Below are 16,832 nucleotides of genomic sequence, written 5' to 3' on the forward strand. Positions count from 1 at the left end.
ATGGTCGCTGTAAAAAAAAATATTGATCTGGAGTTAACCGCCGGCGAGAAACAGTTACTCAAAACTAAAGGTATTACTCAAAAAAGCATTCGCGATTATGCTATTGATGAAATTGCTGCCATTTTAAATGCCTCGCCCGACCGGGCAAAAATACTCACTGCCTTATTTGAATTTCAAAGCATCCCGTCCGTGGGGATCAAATTTGCCAAAGACATAATCCTGTTGGGTTATTATAATTTGACATCATTAAAGGACAGATCGGGACCTGAATTATTTGATAACTACGAAAAATCAATAGGATGTCGTATTGACCCTTGTGTTGAAGACCAATTCAGGCTTACTGTGCACTATGCTAATTATCATGACAGCACAAAAAAATGGTGGGATTTTACCGCAGAAAGAAAAGCTTTCAGAAATAAATATGGTTACCCAGCCAACAGGCCGGTTTAATTGACAGCGCAATGGATATATCATAATCCTACCATATTTTTCATTCTTAGCTATATCAAACAGACCATCGCAATAATTTAATTTATAAGTTTGCAGATACATGACCATAGGCAATGAACTGTGGGCTATTGACCATGAACTACCAGCAAACCATTCAATACTTATACACCCAGCTGCCCATGTTTACGCGCGATGGCGTGTCGGCTTTTAAAAAAGACCTGACCAACACGCTTGAGCTTTGTAAACGCCTGGGCAATCCGCAATATCAGTTTAAAAGCGTGCATATTGCGGGTACCAACGGCAAAGGTTCCACATCGCACATGTTGGCAGCCATTTTGCAAACCGCGGGTTATAAAACCGGGTTGTATACCTCGCCGCATTTAAAAGATTTCAGGGAACGCATCAGGGTTAACGGGCAAATGATCAGCGAGCAAACCGTTGTTGATTTTGTGGCCGGTTGCCGTGATGATTTTGATGAGATTAACCCATCATTTTTTGAGATGACCGTGGCGTTGGCTTTTGACGTTTTTGCAAAAGAAAAAGTTGATATTGCCATTATTGAAGTAGGACTGGGCGGGCGGCTCGACTCTACCAATGTCATTACGCCGCTGCTATCAGTTATCACCAATATTGGCTGGGACCACATGAATATGTTAGGCAACACCCTGCAACTAATAGCAAGCGAAAAGGCCGGTATCATCAAACCAGGCATCCACGTCATCATAGGCGAGCTACAGCCCGAAATAGCACAGATATTTACAGATAAAGCAAAACAGGAAGGCAGCCGGATTGAATTCGCCTCAGAGGATTGGACCACTGAAGAAAAATCTGTTGCTAAAAGTCAAAAATCAAACATTGGGGTTGATGAATTATTGACTGCCCATATCAAAAGTAAAGACTCGCTACCCAAAACTTATGATATAAAACTTGACCTTACCGGCTCCTACCAGCTAAAAAATGTGCTTACAGTTTTATCGGCGGTTAACGTGTTACGCGCACAGGGTTTTGTTATAACTGATGATCATATTGTAACCGCCCTGCAACAGGTAAAAACCCTTACAGGCCTGCATGGCCGGTGGGAAATATTGAATATTCAGCCCCTCACCATTTGCGATACCGGGCATAATCCCGATGGTATACAAGAAGTAGTTAAGAACATAGCTGCGGTTAATTACCATCATTTGCATTTTGTAATAGGTATGGTGAATGATAAGGATATTACTAAGGTATTGGCTATGCTGCCAACTGATGCCACTTATTATTTCTGCAAACCCGATATACCAAGAGGACTGGATGCGGAAACGCTAAAACAACAGGCCAGGGATTTTGGCTTACATGGCGCCGTATACTCTTCGGTGACTGCTGCTTTACAATCGGCCAGGGAACGGGCAAAGGATAACGATCTGGTTTTTGTTGGCGGCAGTACCTTTGTAGTGGCCGAAGTGGTTTAAGCTAATGATCATTCCACTCTCTTCCATTCTACTTCTCCGGTTGCCGTTCCTCCGGTAGTTGGTACAGGTACAGTATATTTTAAAATATTCCCAACAAGCGTAAATGGTCGTTTTTGGCGGGTACCCTCCCAATTAGGAAATGAGGCATGTTCAATGTTAAATATGATTGAGTGAGTTGGTATATCAATATTATAGGTTCCAAAATGAGCATTGCTGCCCTTTACTGCTTCGCGGTTCTCTGCATCGGTACCCTTGCTTTTATCATTGGCAGCAAATTTAGGCCGCCCCTGGCTAAATATCTGCAGGGTATAATGTCCCATTGTGTCCAACATCAGTAAACCCTGGGGAGCATCACCGTAAAGATGTACCCTGCTGCCGTCAGGAAGTATATTGTCAACAGCGATCAATAAGAATGTCCCTGCAATTAAATTCGCTTTTGAATTTGATGGCATACCGTTCTTTTTTTGTGCAAAGGCAAACAAACAGTTAAAAATAGAAAACGTTATTATCAAGATACTTTTCATATATCAAAGTTATATTTGCTACGTACCTTTATCAAGTAGGCACAAAAAAGTAGCCTGATTACAAATAAGTTACCAAGCTGTAAATCAGTTATTTTATTTTTAATTAATGGATAAAAAAATAAAAAGGCCGCTACCCAAATGCGGAATTGACTATGCGTTTCAACGCATTGGAGGTAAATATAAAGGCCGTATATTATGGCGCCTCAGAGCAGGCACCCTTCGTTACGGCGAACTGCGTAAAACGGTAACAGGAGTAACATCCAAAATGCTTACCCAGGCTTTAAGAGAACTGGAAGATGACGGGCTCATTAGTCGCAAAGTTTATGTAGAAGTGCCGCCAAAAGTCGAGTACACCCTTACTGAAACGGGTAAAGAACTGCTTCCCTTTCTATCATTGTTAAGGGATTGGGCCAAAGAGCAAATGCTGATAAACCAAGTTGAAGCCATGCCGGGACGTTCGTAACATAACAAATTATTTACTTCTGTTATCTGCATAAAATTTTACTTTTACTTTTCTTAAAATCCTCATACATTTTATATGACTTACGTACCAGCAGCAAACAGATACCAAAAAATGCAGTACCGCCGCTGTGGCAATAGCGGGATCAAACTTCCGGCTATATCACTGGGTTTGTGGCACAATTTCGGACATGTTGATGTAACCGAAAATTACCGCAAAATTTTACACCTGGCTTTTGACAGCGGTATAACCCATTTTGATCTGGCTAATAACTACGGTCCGCCTCCGGGCTCGGCCGAAGAAAACTTTGGTCGTATTTTAAAAGAAGATTTCCGTGGCTACCGCGATGAAATGATCATATCAAGCAAAGCCGGGTACACCATGTGGGACGGCCCTTACGGCGATTGGGGGTCAAAAAAATACCTGGTGGCCAGTCTTGATCAAAGTTTGAAACGCATGGGGCTTGATTATGTCGACATATTTTATCACCACCGTCCTGATCCGGAAACGCCGCTTGAAGAAACCATGGCAGCGCTTGACCTCATTGTTAGGCAGGGTAAAGCATTATATGCAGGCATATCCAACTACCCGGCAGATCTGGCTGCTAAAGCCATTGCCATGTTAAAAGAACTGGGCACGCCATGCCTTATCCATCAGCCAAAATACTCAATGTTTGAACGTTGGGTAGAAGGAGGATTAATGGATGTGCTGGGCCATTCAGGTGTAGGCTGTATACCTTTTTCGCCGCTGGCACAGGGCTTGCTGACCAACAAATACCTGCACGGCATTCCCGAAGATTCAAGAGCAGCGAAAGCAACCGGCTTTCTGCAAACGAGTCAGATAACTGAAGAAAGACTGGCACAGATAAAACAATTGAATGATATAGCCTTAAAACGGGGCCAAACACTGGCGCAAATGGCACTGGCCTGGCTGCTTAAAGATAGCCGCGTAACATCAGTATTAATTGGGGCAAGCCGTTCCGAACAACTGGCCGATTCATTAAAAGCATTAGATAAGCTGGAGTTTAATACAGATGAATTGAATCAGATTGAAGAGATATTAAAGTGATATTCCCCAAAAGCATTAAAATTCTTTTTTGAATACTTATTATATGAGCGATATTAATTGGGGTATTATAGGCTGCGGCAACGTAACCGAACTAAAAAGCGGACCGGCATTTAAGAAAATAACAGGAAGTAACCTGATAGCGGTTATGCGGCGTGATGCCGCTAAAGCTGCAGACTATGCGCAAAGGCACCTGGTGAGCCAGTGGTATACAGATGCCGGCAAGTTAATGGATGAGGCCGGTGTAAATGCCGTATATATAGCTACGCCGCCTTCGTCGCACCTGGAATATGCTTTGGCTGCCTTAAAAAAGGGGCTTAATGTATACGTTGAAAAACCTGTTACCCGCAATGCTGCAGAAGCCCGCGCAATGGCCGAAGCCGTAAAACAAGAGTGTTCAAAACTAACTGTTGCTCATTACAGGCGTGCGGTGCCTATGTTTTTGGCAGTAAAAGACCTTATTGACACGAAGAAAGTGGGCGACATTCGCACCGTGCAGATCAGGATGTGGCAAAGCCGTAAACCGGAATTAATTGCACAAACCGAAAACAACTGGCGGCTACAGCCTGAGCTATCAGGCGGAGGGTATTTTCATGACCTCGCGCCCCACCAGCTTGATCTGATGCTTTATTATTTTGGCGAACCTGAAAAGTATCACGGTTTTTCGCTTAATCAGTCGGCTTCTACCCCGGCCGATGATCATGTTTGCGGGCAAATACTATTTAAAAACAAAGTAGTGGTTAATGGCTCCTGGTGCTTTAATGTAGCCGAAAGCCTGACAACCGATACCTGCGAGATCATTGGTACAAAAGGAAAGATCACGTTCCCCTTTTTTGGCAATTATGTAAGCTGGACAACTGACGGCGAAGATGAAACGATAACCTTTCAGCACCCCCAGCATATACAGCAACCCATGATAGAAAAGATAGTCGCCTATTTTAAAGGGGAGGGCCCCAATCCATGCTCCATTGAAGAAGCTATTGTACTGATGGATATTATGGACGCATTCACCGGGGTAAAATAAATTTTCAATTAATTGCATTCCACAAAAGCCAGCGCGTTATTACGAGGACCGAAGACAAATAATCCCTTGCTATATAAATCGAATACTGAGGGTATTAGCCTTTATAATTAACCTGCCAACGTGCAGATTGGTTCGTTCCTTGCAATGACGCGCGAAGTAGTTAAAATTATTAGCTTTTCTTTTTTGGCACTTTTGCACCTTCTTTACGCGCTTCTGATAAGCCAATAGCAACTGCCTGCTTTTTGCTGGTCACCTTTTTTCCACTGCCGCTTTTTAGCTTGCCTTCTTTCATTTCGTGCATTGTTTTTTCAACCTTGTCACCTGCTTTTTTTGAATATTTTGCCATGATTTTAGTTTTTAAGTATATAATTTAACTCAAGCAAAATATTTGCCAAAACTTAAGCATCTCTTCTACCGCATTTATATTCCCTGCCCACAAGTAAAAATTATAAAAAGGCGCTTAGGTATACATTTATTGCTTATCTTCAAACATCCGGCATGAATGTATGTTACCATCTTGAAATTGCCGAAATTGCATTAATATAAATATGTCTGCAAAAAAACTAACAGCTCCCTTTTACGAACGGCTTGCATTAACATTAATAGGAATTTTAGCACTTGGATACCTCATCGTCGTGGGTAAAGAGTTGCTTGATCCCATGATATTCGGGTTTATATTTGCCATACTGCTGTTACCGGTTTCCAATTTTTTAGAACAAAAATGCCGCCTTCCGCGCAGTGCATCGTCCCTGGTATCCATATTGTTGCTAATAGGACTGGTTTTTAGCATATTATACCTGGTTGGTTCACAAATATCAAAGGTAGCTGATGACTGGCCTATGCTTCAAACCCAGGTAAAACAATCCCTTCACGATCTGCAGGACTGGATACAAAGCACATTTCATATCAATGCGAAAAATCAATTATCATATGTGGATCAAACTGCAAAAAAGATAATGGCTTCGGGTACCGATGTATTGGGTACAACCTTCGGGGCAATTTCATCATTAATGTTGTTTTATGTGTTCATCATGATATTCACCTTTTTCATATTGCTTTACAGGCGCCTGTTGCTGCGTTTTATAATCTGGGTTTTTCGTGATGAAAACACTGAAATAGTAATGGATATTGTTGAGAACATTCAATCCATACTAAGGCAATATATATTGGGTTTGCTTTTAGAAATGGTGATCGTAGCAGCCGTAGCTATTAGTTTGTTTTTGCTGATAGGTATAAAATATGCCGCGTTGCTGGGCATTATTGTCGGCCTGTTTAATATCATCCCCTATATAGGCATCTTTAGCGCTTTACTATTAAGCGCTGTAATTACTTTTGCTACCGGTAATATTAAAGAAACCTTAATAGTAATTAGCAGTGTAATAGGCATACATGCTGTTGACGCTAATTTCCTTTTACCTACCATTGTGGGCTCAAAAGTGAGGCTTAATGCACTAATATCATTCATTGGCATTATTTTAGGCGAAATGATATGGGGCTTATCGGGCATGTTCTTATCTATCCCGGTGATCGCTATTCTCAAGATCATATTTGACCGTATTGAGAGCTTAAAACCGTGGGGTTACCTGCTGGGGGGCGATTATGAATATAAAAAAGCCGCAGCCACCAAACTCAAAACAGAATGATAATTTAATAACGAAGATTTTACATTTTAAAAACAGGGTCTGCTTTACAAATCCGCATATTTATTTTTAGGTTTGCGCCGTATTAATTCCCCTAAACTAATGCAGCTTGTGACAAAACCCCAATCCCCTGTTTACAGGTGTAAAAAATGTAAAGAGGTTCTTAATACCCGGCGCAAGCGGGGTATAGTTATCAAAACCATTTTCTTTTGGCTCCCGGTAAAAAAGTTCTTCTGCGAACGTTGCCTTAAAATGCGTTATCATTTTTAAAAAATCAGCTAAACGGGTTGCTTAATTGTTAGGTATATCATTAATTTAGATGTTTATCAATTGCAGTATCTGCAATTAAAAATCTACCCGAAAATGTATTACAAACAATGCCCGCTAATCGTTTTATATATCCTTTTGCCATTTTTTGTACTGGCGCAATCAAAAAACGCACCTGCATTCAGGCTGGTACCTTTGGGAACGCTGGGTGGTATTGATGAAAGCAATTTATCGGCTTATATGCTTGCCCCGGCCCAAAGCAGTCAATATATATGCCTTGATGCCGGCACCCTGCACTACGGCATTCAAAAAGCCGTTGCCAACAAGGCATTTACCATACCTGGCGATGAAGTATTAAAGCAATATATCAAAGGATATTTTATTTCGCACGCACATCTTGATCATATTGCCGGGCTCATTATCAATTCGCCCGAAGACAGCGCTAAGAATATTTACGGTCTGCAGGCTACAATTGAAACTATTAAAACGCATTATTTTACCTGGAAAAGCTGGGCAAATTTTACCGATCAGGGCGAAACGCCCACATTAAAGAAATATCATTACCAGGTGCTTGTGCCTGGTAACGTTACTGCTGTTGAAAATACCGAACTAAAGGTACAGGCTTTTCCGCTGAGCCATTCAAACCTTACCAGTACAGCTTTTCTGGTGCAAAGCAATGACAATTACATTTTATATTTAGGTGATACAGGGCCCGATGCTGTTGAAAAAAGCAATAACCTGCAAAATTTGTGGCAGGCTATAAGTCCGCTTATAAAAACAAAAAAGTTAAAAGCTATTTTAATTGAAGTGTCCTTCCCGGATGAACAGCCGGATAAAACATTGTTCGGCCATTTAACACCCCACTGGCTCATGGCCGAAATGGGCAAACTGGCCACCCTAACCGGTACGGATGAATTAAAAGGACTAAACCTGGTAATAACCCACCTTAAGCCGCCGGTAAGCAGTATCAGTAAAATAAAAGCACAATTAAAAACCGGCAATAAACTGCAATTGAACATCATATATCCTGTTCAGGGCAAACCGCTCAATTTTTAGTAATTGTTGTACCGGTAAAAATTAGCTAAATTTCCATCAGCCAAAGTTAAACCATCATATCGCATGAATATTCCTAAAAAACTCCTTCTGTTTTGTTTTATACTATGTTTTAGCGGCGCGTTTGCACAGCAGCATGGTAAAGTAATAGAAGAACAAACGGTTAAAAGCAGCATTTTAAAACGCGGTGTAAAGTACACTATATACCTGCCCGCCGATTATGAGACGGCCAATCGCACTTATCCGGTTGTTTACCTTTTGCATGGTTACACTGACGATAATACCGGCTGGCTTCAGTTTGGCGAAATAAACCGATATGCCGACAAGGCCATTGCCGATGGCACCATCCCACCCATGATCATAGTGATGCCCAATGCCGACTCCAGTTGGTATATCAATTCCTATGATGGCAAAGAAAAATATGAGGATTTTTTTATTAAGGAATTTATGCCGCATGTTGAGAAAGCATATCGCGTTAAAACCGAGAAAAAATACCGCGGCGTTGCAGGTTTATCAATGGGTGGTTACGGCACGCTGATCTATTCAATGAAATACCCGCAGTTATTTGCAGCAGCGGCGGCATTGAGCGCAGCTGTAGTTCCCGACGACCAGATGGTTAGTATGCCCGATGGAAACTGGGAGAATGTATTTGGACAGCTATATGGTCACGGACTTAAAGGTAAAGACCGGCTGAATAAAGCGTGGAAGGCAAATTCTATTCTGGATATGGTACAGGAGAAAACCGCCGAACAACTTGGCGGAGTACGATATTGGATTGATTGCGGCGACGATGACTTTTTAACGAAAGGAAACTGCTTGCTTCACATTGCTCTTACAGAGAAAAAAGTTCCCCATGAATTCAGGACACGCGATGGCGCGCACACCTGGACTTACTGGCGTACGGGCATTACCGATGCGCTGCAATTTATTGGCGACAGCTTCAGGCAGAAATAAACACTAAAAATTATTACCCATCACCTATGAATACGCTTAAAAAACTAATGATGTTTTGTTTGCTTCTATTGGCTGGCAATGTTTTTGCACAGCCTGAAGGCAAAGTGATAGAAGAACAAAATATAAAAAGTGATATTTTAAAGCATAATGTAAAATATGCCATTTATCTGCCTGCCGACTATGAAACATCAAACCGCAGCTATCCCGTTGTGTATTTGCTGCATGGCTATGGCGATGACCATACCGGATGGTTACAGTTTGGCGAGATAAACCGTTATGCAGACAAAGCCATTGCCGAGGGTAAAATTCCGCCCATGATCATTGTTATGCCTGATGCCCAAACAACCTTTTACATTAACTCGTATGATGGCAAACTAAAATATGAGGATTTCTTTTTTAAAGAATTTATCCCCGCTATTGAAGGAGAATATCGTGTAAAAACCAGCAAACAATACCGCGCGGTTGCCGGGCTTTCTATGGGTGGCTTTGGCACCCTGGTTTATAGTTTAAAACATCCGGAAATGTTTTCGGCCGCGGCTGCCCTGAGTGCGGCTGTACGTGCTGATGACGATCTTATAGCCATACCTGATGCCCGCTGGGCAGAAGCTTACAGCAAAGTGTTTGGCCCCAACCTGAAAGGGAGTGAACGGCTTAATGCAACCTGGCGAAGTAATGCGATACTTGGATTGGTACAAAGCAAAAGTGCTGATGAACTTAAAAGTGTACGTTATTGGATTGATTGCGGAGATGACGACGCCCTCAGCAAAGGCAATTCCCTGCTGCACATCGCCCTTACCGAAAAGAAAGTTCCGCACGAGTTTAGGATACGCGATGGCGCTCATAACTGGACCTACTGGCGCAGCGGTATTACCGACGCGCTTGAATTTATAGGCGACAGTTTCAGGCAGAAATAGTTCGCTGTTTCTTACTGATCACTCAAAATATCAATGCAATTCTTTTGTAATTGATTAAGCCGCGCAGGCAAGGTATCAAGGCCCTGCTGGTCTTTTATGTTCTTATACAGCGTTTTGATCAGTGTAAGGGTATCATCACTCGGGTCGCAGGCCTGGGCCTTTTCCAAATGGGGCAGCGCTCTTTTTACTTTAGCATTATAAGTGGTATCAACAGGCATATCGGTAGCTTTTACAGCGATATCCTTAATGTATAAATATCCCAGCGCCCTGTGGGCTACATAATAATTTGGTTGCGCGGCAACCACCCGGTTATAATAAGCGATGGCCTTAATGCTTTGAGCATCCTCTTCATATAATTTGGCTATGCCATTATAAAAACTGACACGAGTTTTGGGAGGCAATTTGACAGAGTCGGGCAATATTTGCTCGCCCAGGTCAAGAGCCTTGTCGTGCTCATTTTGCAGCATGGCCAAATTAAAATCGGCATACTTATTATACACCTCATCGGCGGTTTGTGCATAGGTCAATACGCTTGTAGCAAGTATAAAAACTATTAAAAATGCTTTTTTAACCATGATGCTTAGGGTGTTCAAATGGTAAATAACGTTATACCAAGCAATTTCATATTAAACAGATGCAAAAAACATGTTATTGCTGGTTTAAACATTTTCAAATGAGAAAGAACAATACCATGCATTTACTTCCCTCAAATGCTTGAAACGGATCCATTCCGGTTATCCTTCTTCCATTTAATGTAAGCCTCCCGCATACAGTGCCCGCAGGGGCGGTAACCCAGGCCTATGGCCTCTGTTTCCGAAGTAAAGAAAACGCGATTTTCCGGCTTCATTCTTTTACCCGATCCGCAGGTAAGTGTGCCATATATTTTAAGTTTGACATTGCCTCCAAACTGCACCCGTTTTTCGTCGATCATTAACTTTAATTTCCGGCTGCGGGTAAAAGCTATAGCACCCAGGTCAATGTGCCGTATCACTTGGCGTCATGAAAAATAACACCCAGGCTGCGCCGTTTACCGGCGGAAATCTCGGCAACGCCATGTTTCATGCTTACGCGATGGTAGCCTTTACTGCCTTTAGCCGGTCGGTAACTGGTAGTAAACAGCAGCATATCGCCCTTGGCCGGTTTAAGCACCATAGCCCGCGATTGTGCTCTGGGCTTTTGCTCAATCAGTATAAACTCTCCGCCCTCATAATCCACACCCGGCTCATCCAACATAAACACCAGCTGCATCGGAAAAAACACCTCGCCGTAAAGATCCTGATGCATGGCATTGTACCCCCCTTTTTGGTATTGTAATATCAAAGGTGTTGGCCTAAGCTGGTCATGATCATGGCAATGCTGCAGCAATTCATTCAGGGTAGCCGGAAAGCGTTGTTCTTTATTTAAAAACTGCATCCAATTATTGGCAATGGGCGCGAGTTTAGGATAAAAGCTTTCACGCAATTGCTGAACGAGCCCGGGCAGGGGGTATTTAAAATATTTATACTCGCCCAACCCATAACTATAACGTTCCATTGTTATGGTTTTACGATATAGCTGCTCATCCGTATACAGGGCCGAAAGATTATTACATTCAACATCAGTTAGTACATTTTTCACCAGGGCATAACCCCGGTTATCCATACTGGCCGAAATATCAGCCCAGTTTATATTATCAATTCTTTCTTTAATATCCATAACGTGCGCTTAGTTATTAATTACCGCAGCTTCCCATCCTATCATGGCTGTTTTGCGGGTTGAGCCCCAATGGTACTGGCCAAATTCGCCGGTTGATTTAATAACCCTGTGGCAGGGGATCAAAAATGCTACCGGGTTTGCCCCTACCGCGCTGCCCACTGCCCTGCTGGCATTGGGCTGTTGTATCAGCCTGGAAATATCTGAGTAGGTGCTCAAATTGCCCATTGGTATTTTAAGCAATGTTTCCCATACCTTAAGCTGAAAGCTGGTACCTTTTAAGTGCAGCTTTATTTGAGATAGCTCCGACCAGTCCTTTTTAAATATATGCAGGGCGTCCTGTTGTATCACATCAACTACCTGTGTGTAGCTGGCATTAGGGAACTGCTGGCTAAGCAAATTGAATGCAATTTCACGGTCATCGGCGAAAGCCATATAACAAATACCTTTGGGGGTTGATGCCACGATAATATTGCCAAAGGGGGTTTCGGCAAAACTGTAATTGATACTGAGTTCTTTACCCCCGTTCTTATATTCGGCAGGTGTCATGCCTTCGATATTAACAAACAGGTCATGTAAACGGCCGGTACCTGATAAACCCGTTTCAAAAGCGGTGTCAAATAAGGTAGCCTGTTTATCCTTTAAAATGGTTTTGGCATAGTCAAGGCTCAGGTACTGCAGGAATTTTTTGGGACTGATGCCTGCCCAATCCGTAAATAAACGCTGAAAATGAAAGGGGCTTAAATGCACTTTTTCCGCCACATCATCCAGATTGGGTTGACTTTTGAAATTCAGTTTTATATAGTTGATCGCCTCGGCAATACGTTCGTAATTGATTTTTTCTTGTGTGTTCATAATGTTATTTATTAATTATTACACTACAAATGTAGGCTGATACCATACGCTGCAAAACCCGGAACTTGCTAAGTTTAGCTGAACAGGCATTGTAAATATAGGCTTATTGTTTTACTGCAAAACCTTATACATTTTAACTATCGGCAGTATTTCGCCATTGGGCATAAGTTGTTCTATATGTTCAACAGGTTGATAGCCCATGGCCTGGTAAAGCGGCACGCCGGGTAAGGTGGCACCTAACTGGAAACTTTTAAAACCGTTGCTTTGGGCCGCGTTTTCACATACCTCCATAATATGCCGGCCTATACCCTGCCTTGCCCAATCGGGGTGCACAAAAAAAGCCCTTATCCTGGCGGCATCAAGTTCAGGGTCAAGCAGGGGGTCTTCTGCCGTTTTATGCTGATCGCCGCCGTAAAGGGTGTTGCGCTTGCTCCAACCGCCGCAGCCAACTATGGTTTCATCCATCTGGGCTACATAATAGGTGCCATCAATAATAAGTTGGGTATCAATGCCGAAAATGTACTTTATAGCGCTTTCAATCTGGCCGGGTGTGTTGTAATCAGTACTTAAACCCCGTACCGATAATGCTATCAATTGCTGTAGTACAGGTATGTCATCAAATGTGGCAAGGCGCGTTGTAAGCGGCATGGGCATATTTTTTTAGCTAAACATCATGAAACTCCGGGGCCTGGCTTACCGAGTGCCGTTTGGTTACCAGCAGCCCCAGGCTTAGTATAATACTGGTACCCAATACAATTACAAACAACAAGCTCGCGCCCACCTGGGGTATCTTTAAATTTTCGGGCAGGTTATAATATAACAGTACATTGATCAGTCCGCGGGGTACAATAACCAGTTCGGGCATCAGGTCGGTTTTTGATACCAGTTTAATATATAAAAGCCTCACCAGGTAAATAGAAGCCAACACTGCGGCGGCACTCAGCAAAACGGGTACATCATTAAGCTCATGGATGTTCATCGTGTACCCGAAAACAATAAAAAAGAACGTGCGCATCAGGAAAGCGCTTTCGGCCGAAAGCTGGTAAAGTTGCTTGATGTCGTGCTGAAAAGTTGGATAAATAAACAGCTTCCTGAACCAGTCGAAATGGATTTGGCTGGCATTATTCAGGAAAAGCCCCAGTGCCAAAACAATAATTAAGGCCGATAAGTGGTATGACTGCCCGATAGAATAAACCAGAATAAGCAGTGATATGATCAGGAACGATTTGATATGGTGTTTTAAACGCCCGATGATATAGAGCAGCAATAAGCACGACAAAATAGCCACTATGATGATACCCCCAAGCTCCACGCCTAACTTAGCAAATGAAGCTACGTCAATTTTAGGGTTTCGCACGATGAAATTAAACAGTACTACGGTAAGTATATCGGAGAAAGAGGATTCATAAATAATAAACTCCTTTTTACTTTTGATGAGATTAGCTGCCGATGGGATGGCTATTGATGAGCTTACCACACAATAAGGGATGGCATTTACAAAGCATTTATAAATGCTTTCGCCGGTTAGGTAATATATAATACCGGTAATGGCCACAGCGCTCAGCAGCATAATGCTTAATGCCGAAAAGAACGCCTTTTTGATCACAGCGTTTTTCTGGCTGTTGTAACGCAGTTCAAGCGCCCCTTCAAACACAATCAATATTAAACCCAGGGTACCCAATGCCGGTAGTATCACCGTAAAATTAAACATGGGAATACCAAAATAATCAACTATTTGCTTTAAACAGATACCAAGCGTTAACAGTAAAATCACCGATGGGATTTTGGTTTTACCGGCCAGCAAGTCAAACAGGTACGAAAATATGACCAGTCCGCTGAGTACAATGAGGGTTGTGTATGTAGTCAAATTAAGGTTAGTTTAAGCATTAATTATAAATGAGCCTTAACATAACAAATTTACTTATTGTTTTGGTTAGGGGCCAAAGTTTGGTTCAGTTTTAAACTGATCATTACTTTTTCGGCCGTTCTGCTGGGCACTGGCGTCTCCGGTTGTAGTGCCGGCGGGTATTTTACAAAACCGTGAGGCAGTTAACAATGTTAGTTATCATATTTACAAAAAAGTAAAATATGGCACATCTGTTATCCCCTTTAAAAATAAAGAACATCGAATTAAAAAACCGCATCGTGGTATCCCCCATGTGCGAATACTCCAGCCATGACGGCTTCGCTAACGACTGGCATCTGGTTCATTTAGGCAGCAGGGCAGTTGGCGGCGCCGGCTTAATTATAACTGAAGCCACTGCCGTATCGCCCGAAGGGCGTATATCATCGGCCGATCTTGGTATTTACAAGGACGAGCATATCACCAAATTAAAACAGATTACAGATTTTATTGAGGCGCAAGGCGCTGTGGCAGGTGTACAATTGGCCCACGCCGGTCGCAAGGCCAGTCATAACGTACCCTGGAACGGTGGCAAGCAAATACCTTCTGATCAGCCAAACGGGTGGAAAGCTGTAGCCCCAAGCCCCATCCCGTTCAGTGAGGTTGAAGAAACACCCATTGAACTTGACAAAGCCGGTATTGAAAAAGTAAAGGCCGATTTTAAAGCGGCAGCAAAAAGAGCAATAGCGGCAGGTTTTAAAGTGATTGAACTACATGGCGCGCATGGCTATTTACTGCATCAATTTCTTTCGCCTGTAAGCAATAAGCGCACTGATGAATACGGCGGGTCGTTTGAAAACAGGATTCGTTTGCTCACAGAGGTTATTGAAGCTGTGCAGGAAGTTTGGCCAAAGGAAAATCTGTTATTCGTTCGTATCTCGGCAACCGAATGGACGGAAGGTGGATGGACAGCGGACGACTCTGTAGCCCTGGCGAAGATATTAAAGGACAAAGGTGTCGACCTGATGGACTGCTCAACCGGCGGAAATATAGCCAATGCTAAAATACCGTTAAAACAAGGTTATCAAGTTGAATTTTCTGAGAAAGTTAAAAAAGAAAGTGGTATACTTACAGGTGCGGTAGGCTTAATAACAACACCATTTCAGGCTGATGAAATTATACAGGAAGGCGAGGCCGACCTTATATTTTTGGCGCGCGAAATGTTACGCGACCCGCAATTTCCATTGAGAGCCGCGCATGAACTGGGCCACGAAATAAAATGGCCGGTACAGTATGAACGGGCTAAATGGCCTTCGCTGGAAAAAAGATAAGTACAGTTAGAGAAAAACAACAATAGAAAGATCATCGGCTATTATAAACTACTAACTTTACCGTTAACCAACAGAACAAATAATTACACAAAAACCAAACTTATGAAACGTACAGCAAACGCCCATTGGAACGGCACATTACAGGCAGGTCAGGGAGAGATAACTACCCAAAGCACCGTATTGAACAAAACTCAGTATTCATTTAAAACCCGCTTTGCCGATGGTATTGGCACCAACCCCGAAGAGCTGCTTGCTGCTGCCCACGCAGGTTGCTTTACTATGGCCGTTGGCGCTGCATTAACCCAGGCCGGTTTTACTCCAAACGACCTGACTACCGATGCTATATTAGACCTTGATATGGTTGGCCTGAGTGTTACCGGCATACACCTGGAACTTAAAGGATCAGTTATTGATGGCGTTGACGAAGCCACATTTAAGCAAGTTGCCGAAGGCGCTAAGGCCAATTGCATTATTTCAAAAGCCTTAAGTGTTCCTATTACTTTAAATGTAACATACGCTTAAAATATCTCAGCGGTCATCGTGGATTTAAAATCCGCGGACTCTGGAGCGTAAAATGACAAAGCAATTAAAGACTTACGAAGCTTTAAAAACTTCGTAAGTCGGCTTTTAATTAAGCAATGAGAATAATAAGATCCCTTTCTGTAGAAATCCTATGGAAGCAAAGAGTTTTCTATAGCTAAAATAAAACAAAAGGGATGTCATTTCGAACCATACAGAGAAATCTTGTACGACTTTACATGTTAACTTATACGCGTAGAAGATTTCTCTTTCGCACCTCCCTCATTCCTCTCCCGGCTCTATCGAAATGACATTTTAAAAAGTACCATATAAAATATCCAACGGTTATAAATGCAATATTTATTGCTGTATAAACCTCAGCAGCTCTTGCGGGGTTTCGTAAGTAATGCCTTTATAGTTCAATACTTTAACACCTACACATAAGGTATCAACAATATTACTGGTGTGCGTGATCAGTATCTTACCCCTTACATCCGGTTTATAACCGTCTTCGGCCTTTTTCAGGGCGTTCAATATCTGCATGAGGCTATCAATCCCGGGGCCTTTTGTGAGGGTTTTAACTTTACTTTCAGGAAAATAGTGCTCAAACTTATCACAATCTATACTAATAATGGTTTCTCGGCCCAGCTCGGTAAATTTTAAGCTTACGCTTTTAACGGCATCAGCGGTATTGCCCCCTTTATTCCCTTTACAGGCAAACAATGCTGATGTAAGCAGAAACATGAACACAATGCTTAGTTTTTTCATGGCTTATTATGGATATATAAAC

Annotated in this window: 21 protein-coding genes; 11 read left to right on the forward strand and 10 right to left on the reverse strand. The window is 42.4% G+C overall.

Going from position 1 to position 16,832, the window contains the following annotated elements; genetic code table 11:
- Together J2W55_RS23600 and J2W55_RS23605 are read left to right on the forward strand one after the other, a co-directional pair.
- A complete protein-coding gene (locus tag J2W55_RS23600) occupies positions 1-450 on the forward strand; it encodes a helix-hairpin-helix domain-containing protein (protein ID WP_310102170.1) in 450 nt (149 codons plus the stop codon).
- Between the two features lie 134 nt (positions 451-584).
- Positions 585-1,901, forward strand: coding sequence for a bifunctional folylpolyglutamate synthase/dihydrofolate synthase (locus J2W55_RS23605; protein ID WP_310102172.1), 1,317 nt, complete (start codon positions 585-587; stop codon positions 1,899-1,901).
- 8 nt (positions 1,902-1,909) lie between these two features.
- Here the strand turns inward: J2W55_RS23605 and J2W55_RS23610 are convergent, their stop codons facing one another.
- A complete protein-coding gene (locus J2W55_RS23610; RefSeq protein ID WP_310102175.1) occupies positions 1,910-2,425 on the reverse strand; it encodes a lipocalin-like domain-containing protein in 516 nt (171 codons plus the stop codon).
- Positions 2,426-2,531: 106 nt separating this feature from the next.
- On the opposite strand from J2W55_RS23610, the gene J2W55_RS23615 reads away from it, so the two are divergent.
- The 3 genes from J2W55_RS23615 to J2W55_RS23625 all read left to right on the forward strand — a co-directional run bounded on the left by J2W55_RS23615 (position 2,532) and on the right by J2W55_RS23625 (position 4,974).
- Entirely contained in the window at positions 2,532-2,888 is a 357-nt protein-coding gene (locus J2W55_RS23615) for a winged helix-turn-helix transcriptional regulator (RefSeq protein ID WP_310102177.1), read from the forward strand.
- Between the two features lie 75 nt (positions 2,889-2,963).
- Entirely contained in the window at positions 2,964-3,953 is a 990-nt protein-coding gene (gene mgrA, locus J2W55_RS23620) for an L-glyceraldehyde 3-phosphate reductase (protein WP_310102181.1), read from the forward strand.
- Between the two features lie 43 nt (positions 3,954-3,996).
- Positions 3,997-4,974, forward strand: coding sequence for a Gfo/Idh/MocA family protein (locus tag J2W55_RS23625; RefSeq protein WP_310102183.1), 978 nt, complete (start codon positions 3,997-3,999; stop codon positions 4,972-4,974).
- A gap of 169 nt (positions 4,975-5,143) precedes the next feature.
- Here J2W55_RS23625 and J2W55_RS23630 read toward each other — a convergent pair whose 3' ends face one another.
- Positions 5,144-5,320, reverse strand: coding sequence for a DUF6496 domain-containing protein (locus J2W55_RS23630; protein WP_310102186.1), 177 nt, complete (start codon positions 5,318-5,320; stop codon positions 5,144-5,146).
- Between the two features lie 202 nt (positions 5,321-5,522).
- On the opposite strand from J2W55_RS23630, the gene J2W55_RS23635 reads away from it, so the two are divergent.
- A complete protein-coding gene (locus J2W55_RS23635; RefSeq protein WP_310102189.1) occupies positions 5,523-6,617 on the forward strand; it encodes an AI-2E family transporter in 1,095 nt (364 codons plus the stop codon).
- A 96-nt stretch (positions 6,618-6,713) separates the two neighbouring features.
- On the opposite strand, the gene J2W55_RS23640 is transcribed toward J2W55_RS23635, so the two are convergent.
- On the reverse strand, positions 6,714-6,878 hold the full coding sequence (locus J2W55_RS23640; RefSeq protein ID WP_310102192.1) for a hypothetical protein: 165 nt from the start codon (positions 6,876-6,878) through the stop codon (positions 6,714-6,716).
- 99 nt (positions 6,879-6,977) lie between these two features.
- Between J2W55_RS23640 and J2W55_RS23645 the strand changes: the two genes are divergently transcribed.
- The 3 genes from J2W55_RS23645 (at position 6,978) to J2W55_RS23655 (ending at position 9,802) form a co-directional block, all read left to right on the forward strand.
- A complete protein-coding gene (locus J2W55_RS23645) occupies positions 6,978-7,937 on the forward strand; it encodes an MBL fold metallo-hydrolase (protein ID WP_310102195.1) in 960 nt (319 codons plus the stop codon).
- A gap of 63 nt (positions 7,938-8,000) precedes the next feature.
- Entirely contained in the window at positions 8,001-8,888 is an 888-nt protein-coding gene (locus tag J2W55_RS23650; protein ID WP_310102198.1) for an alpha/beta hydrolase, read from the forward strand.
- A gap of 26 nt (positions 8,889-8,914) precedes the next feature.
- Positions 8,915-9,802, forward strand: a complete 888-nt coding sequence (locus tag J2W55_RS23655; protein ID WP_310102201.1) for an alpha/beta hydrolase — start codon at positions 8,915-8,917, stop codon at positions 9,800-9,802.
- An 11-nt stretch (positions 9,803-9,813) separates the two neighbouring features.
- Here J2W55_RS23655 and J2W55_RS23660 read toward each other — a convergent pair whose 3' ends face one another.
- The 6 genes from J2W55_RS23660 to J2W55_RS23685 form a co-directional block, all read right to left on the reverse strand.
- Positions 9,814-10,377: a tetratricopeptide repeat protein gene (locus J2W55_RS23660; protein ID WP_310102203.1), complete on the reverse strand. Its 564-nt coding sequence runs from the start codon at positions 10,375-10,377 to the stop codon at positions 9,814-9,816.
- A gap of 131 nt (positions 10,378-10,508) precedes the next feature.
- The gene (locus J2W55_RS23665; protein ID WP_310102205.1) at positions 10,509-10,793 is read right to left on the reverse strand and encodes an Ada metal-binding domain-containing protein; all 285 of its coding nucleotides are present in this window, start codon (positions 10,791-10,793) and stop codon (positions 10,509-10,511) included.
- On the reverse strand, positions 10,790-11,497 hold the full coding sequence (locus J2W55_RS23670; RefSeq protein ID WP_310102208.1) for a 2OG-Fe(II) oxygenase: 708 nt from the start codon (positions 11,495-11,497) through the stop codon (positions 10,790-10,792). The genes J2W55_RS23665 and J2W55_RS23670 overlap by 4 nt, the downstream gene beginning before the upstream one ends.
- A gap of 9 nt (positions 11,498-11,506) precedes the next feature.
- Positions 11,507-12,349: a bifunctional helix-turn-helix domain-containing protein/methylated-DNA--[protein]-cysteine S-methyltransferase gene (locus J2W55_RS23675; RefSeq protein ID WP_310102212.1), complete on the reverse strand. Its 843-nt coding sequence runs from the start codon at positions 12,347-12,349 to the stop codon at positions 11,507-11,509.
- Positions 12,350-12,460: 111 nt separating this feature from the next.
- Positions 12,461-12,997, reverse strand: a complete 537-nt coding sequence (locus tag J2W55_RS23680; protein ID WP_310102214.1) for a GNAT family N-acetyltransferase — start codon at positions 12,995-12,997, stop codon at positions 12,461-12,463.
- A 16-nt stretch (positions 12,998-13,013) separates the two neighbouring features.
- A complete protein-coding gene (locus J2W55_RS23685; RefSeq protein ID WP_310102216.1) occupies positions 13,014-14,216 on the reverse strand; it encodes a cation:proton antiporter in 1,203 nt (400 codons plus the stop codon).
- Positions 14,217-14,437: 221 nt separating this feature from the next.
- On the opposite strand from J2W55_RS23685, the gene namA reads away from it, so the two are divergent.
- Both namA and J2W55_RS23695 read left to right on the forward strand, forming a co-directional pair.
- Complete coding sequence (gene namA / locus J2W55_RS23690; RefSeq protein ID WP_310102219.1) at positions 14,438-15,523, forward strand: NADPH dehydrogenase NamA; 1,086 nt, start codon at positions 14,438-14,440, stop codon at positions 15,521-15,523.
- Positions 15,524-15,625: 102 nt separating this feature from the next.
- On the forward strand, positions 15,626-16,045 hold the full coding sequence (locus tag J2W55_RS23695; RefSeq protein ID WP_310102221.1) for an OsmC family protein: 420 nt from the start codon (positions 15,626-15,628) through the stop codon (positions 16,043-16,045).
- 357 nt (positions 16,046-16,402) lie between these two features.
- On the opposite strand, the gene J2W55_RS23700 is transcribed toward J2W55_RS23695, so the two are convergent.
- A complete protein-coding gene (locus tag J2W55_RS23700; protein WP_310102224.1) occupies positions 16,403-16,810 on the reverse strand; it encodes a hypothetical protein in 408 nt (135 codons plus the stop codon).
- Between the last annotated feature and the right edge of the window lie 22 nt (positions 16,811-16,832).

The organism is Mucilaginibacter pocheonensis (assembly GCF_031456535.1).
Taxonomy (GTDB): Bacteria; Bacteroidota; Bacteroidia; order Sphingobacteriales; family Sphingobacteriaceae; genus Mucilaginibacter; species Mucilaginibacter pocheonensis.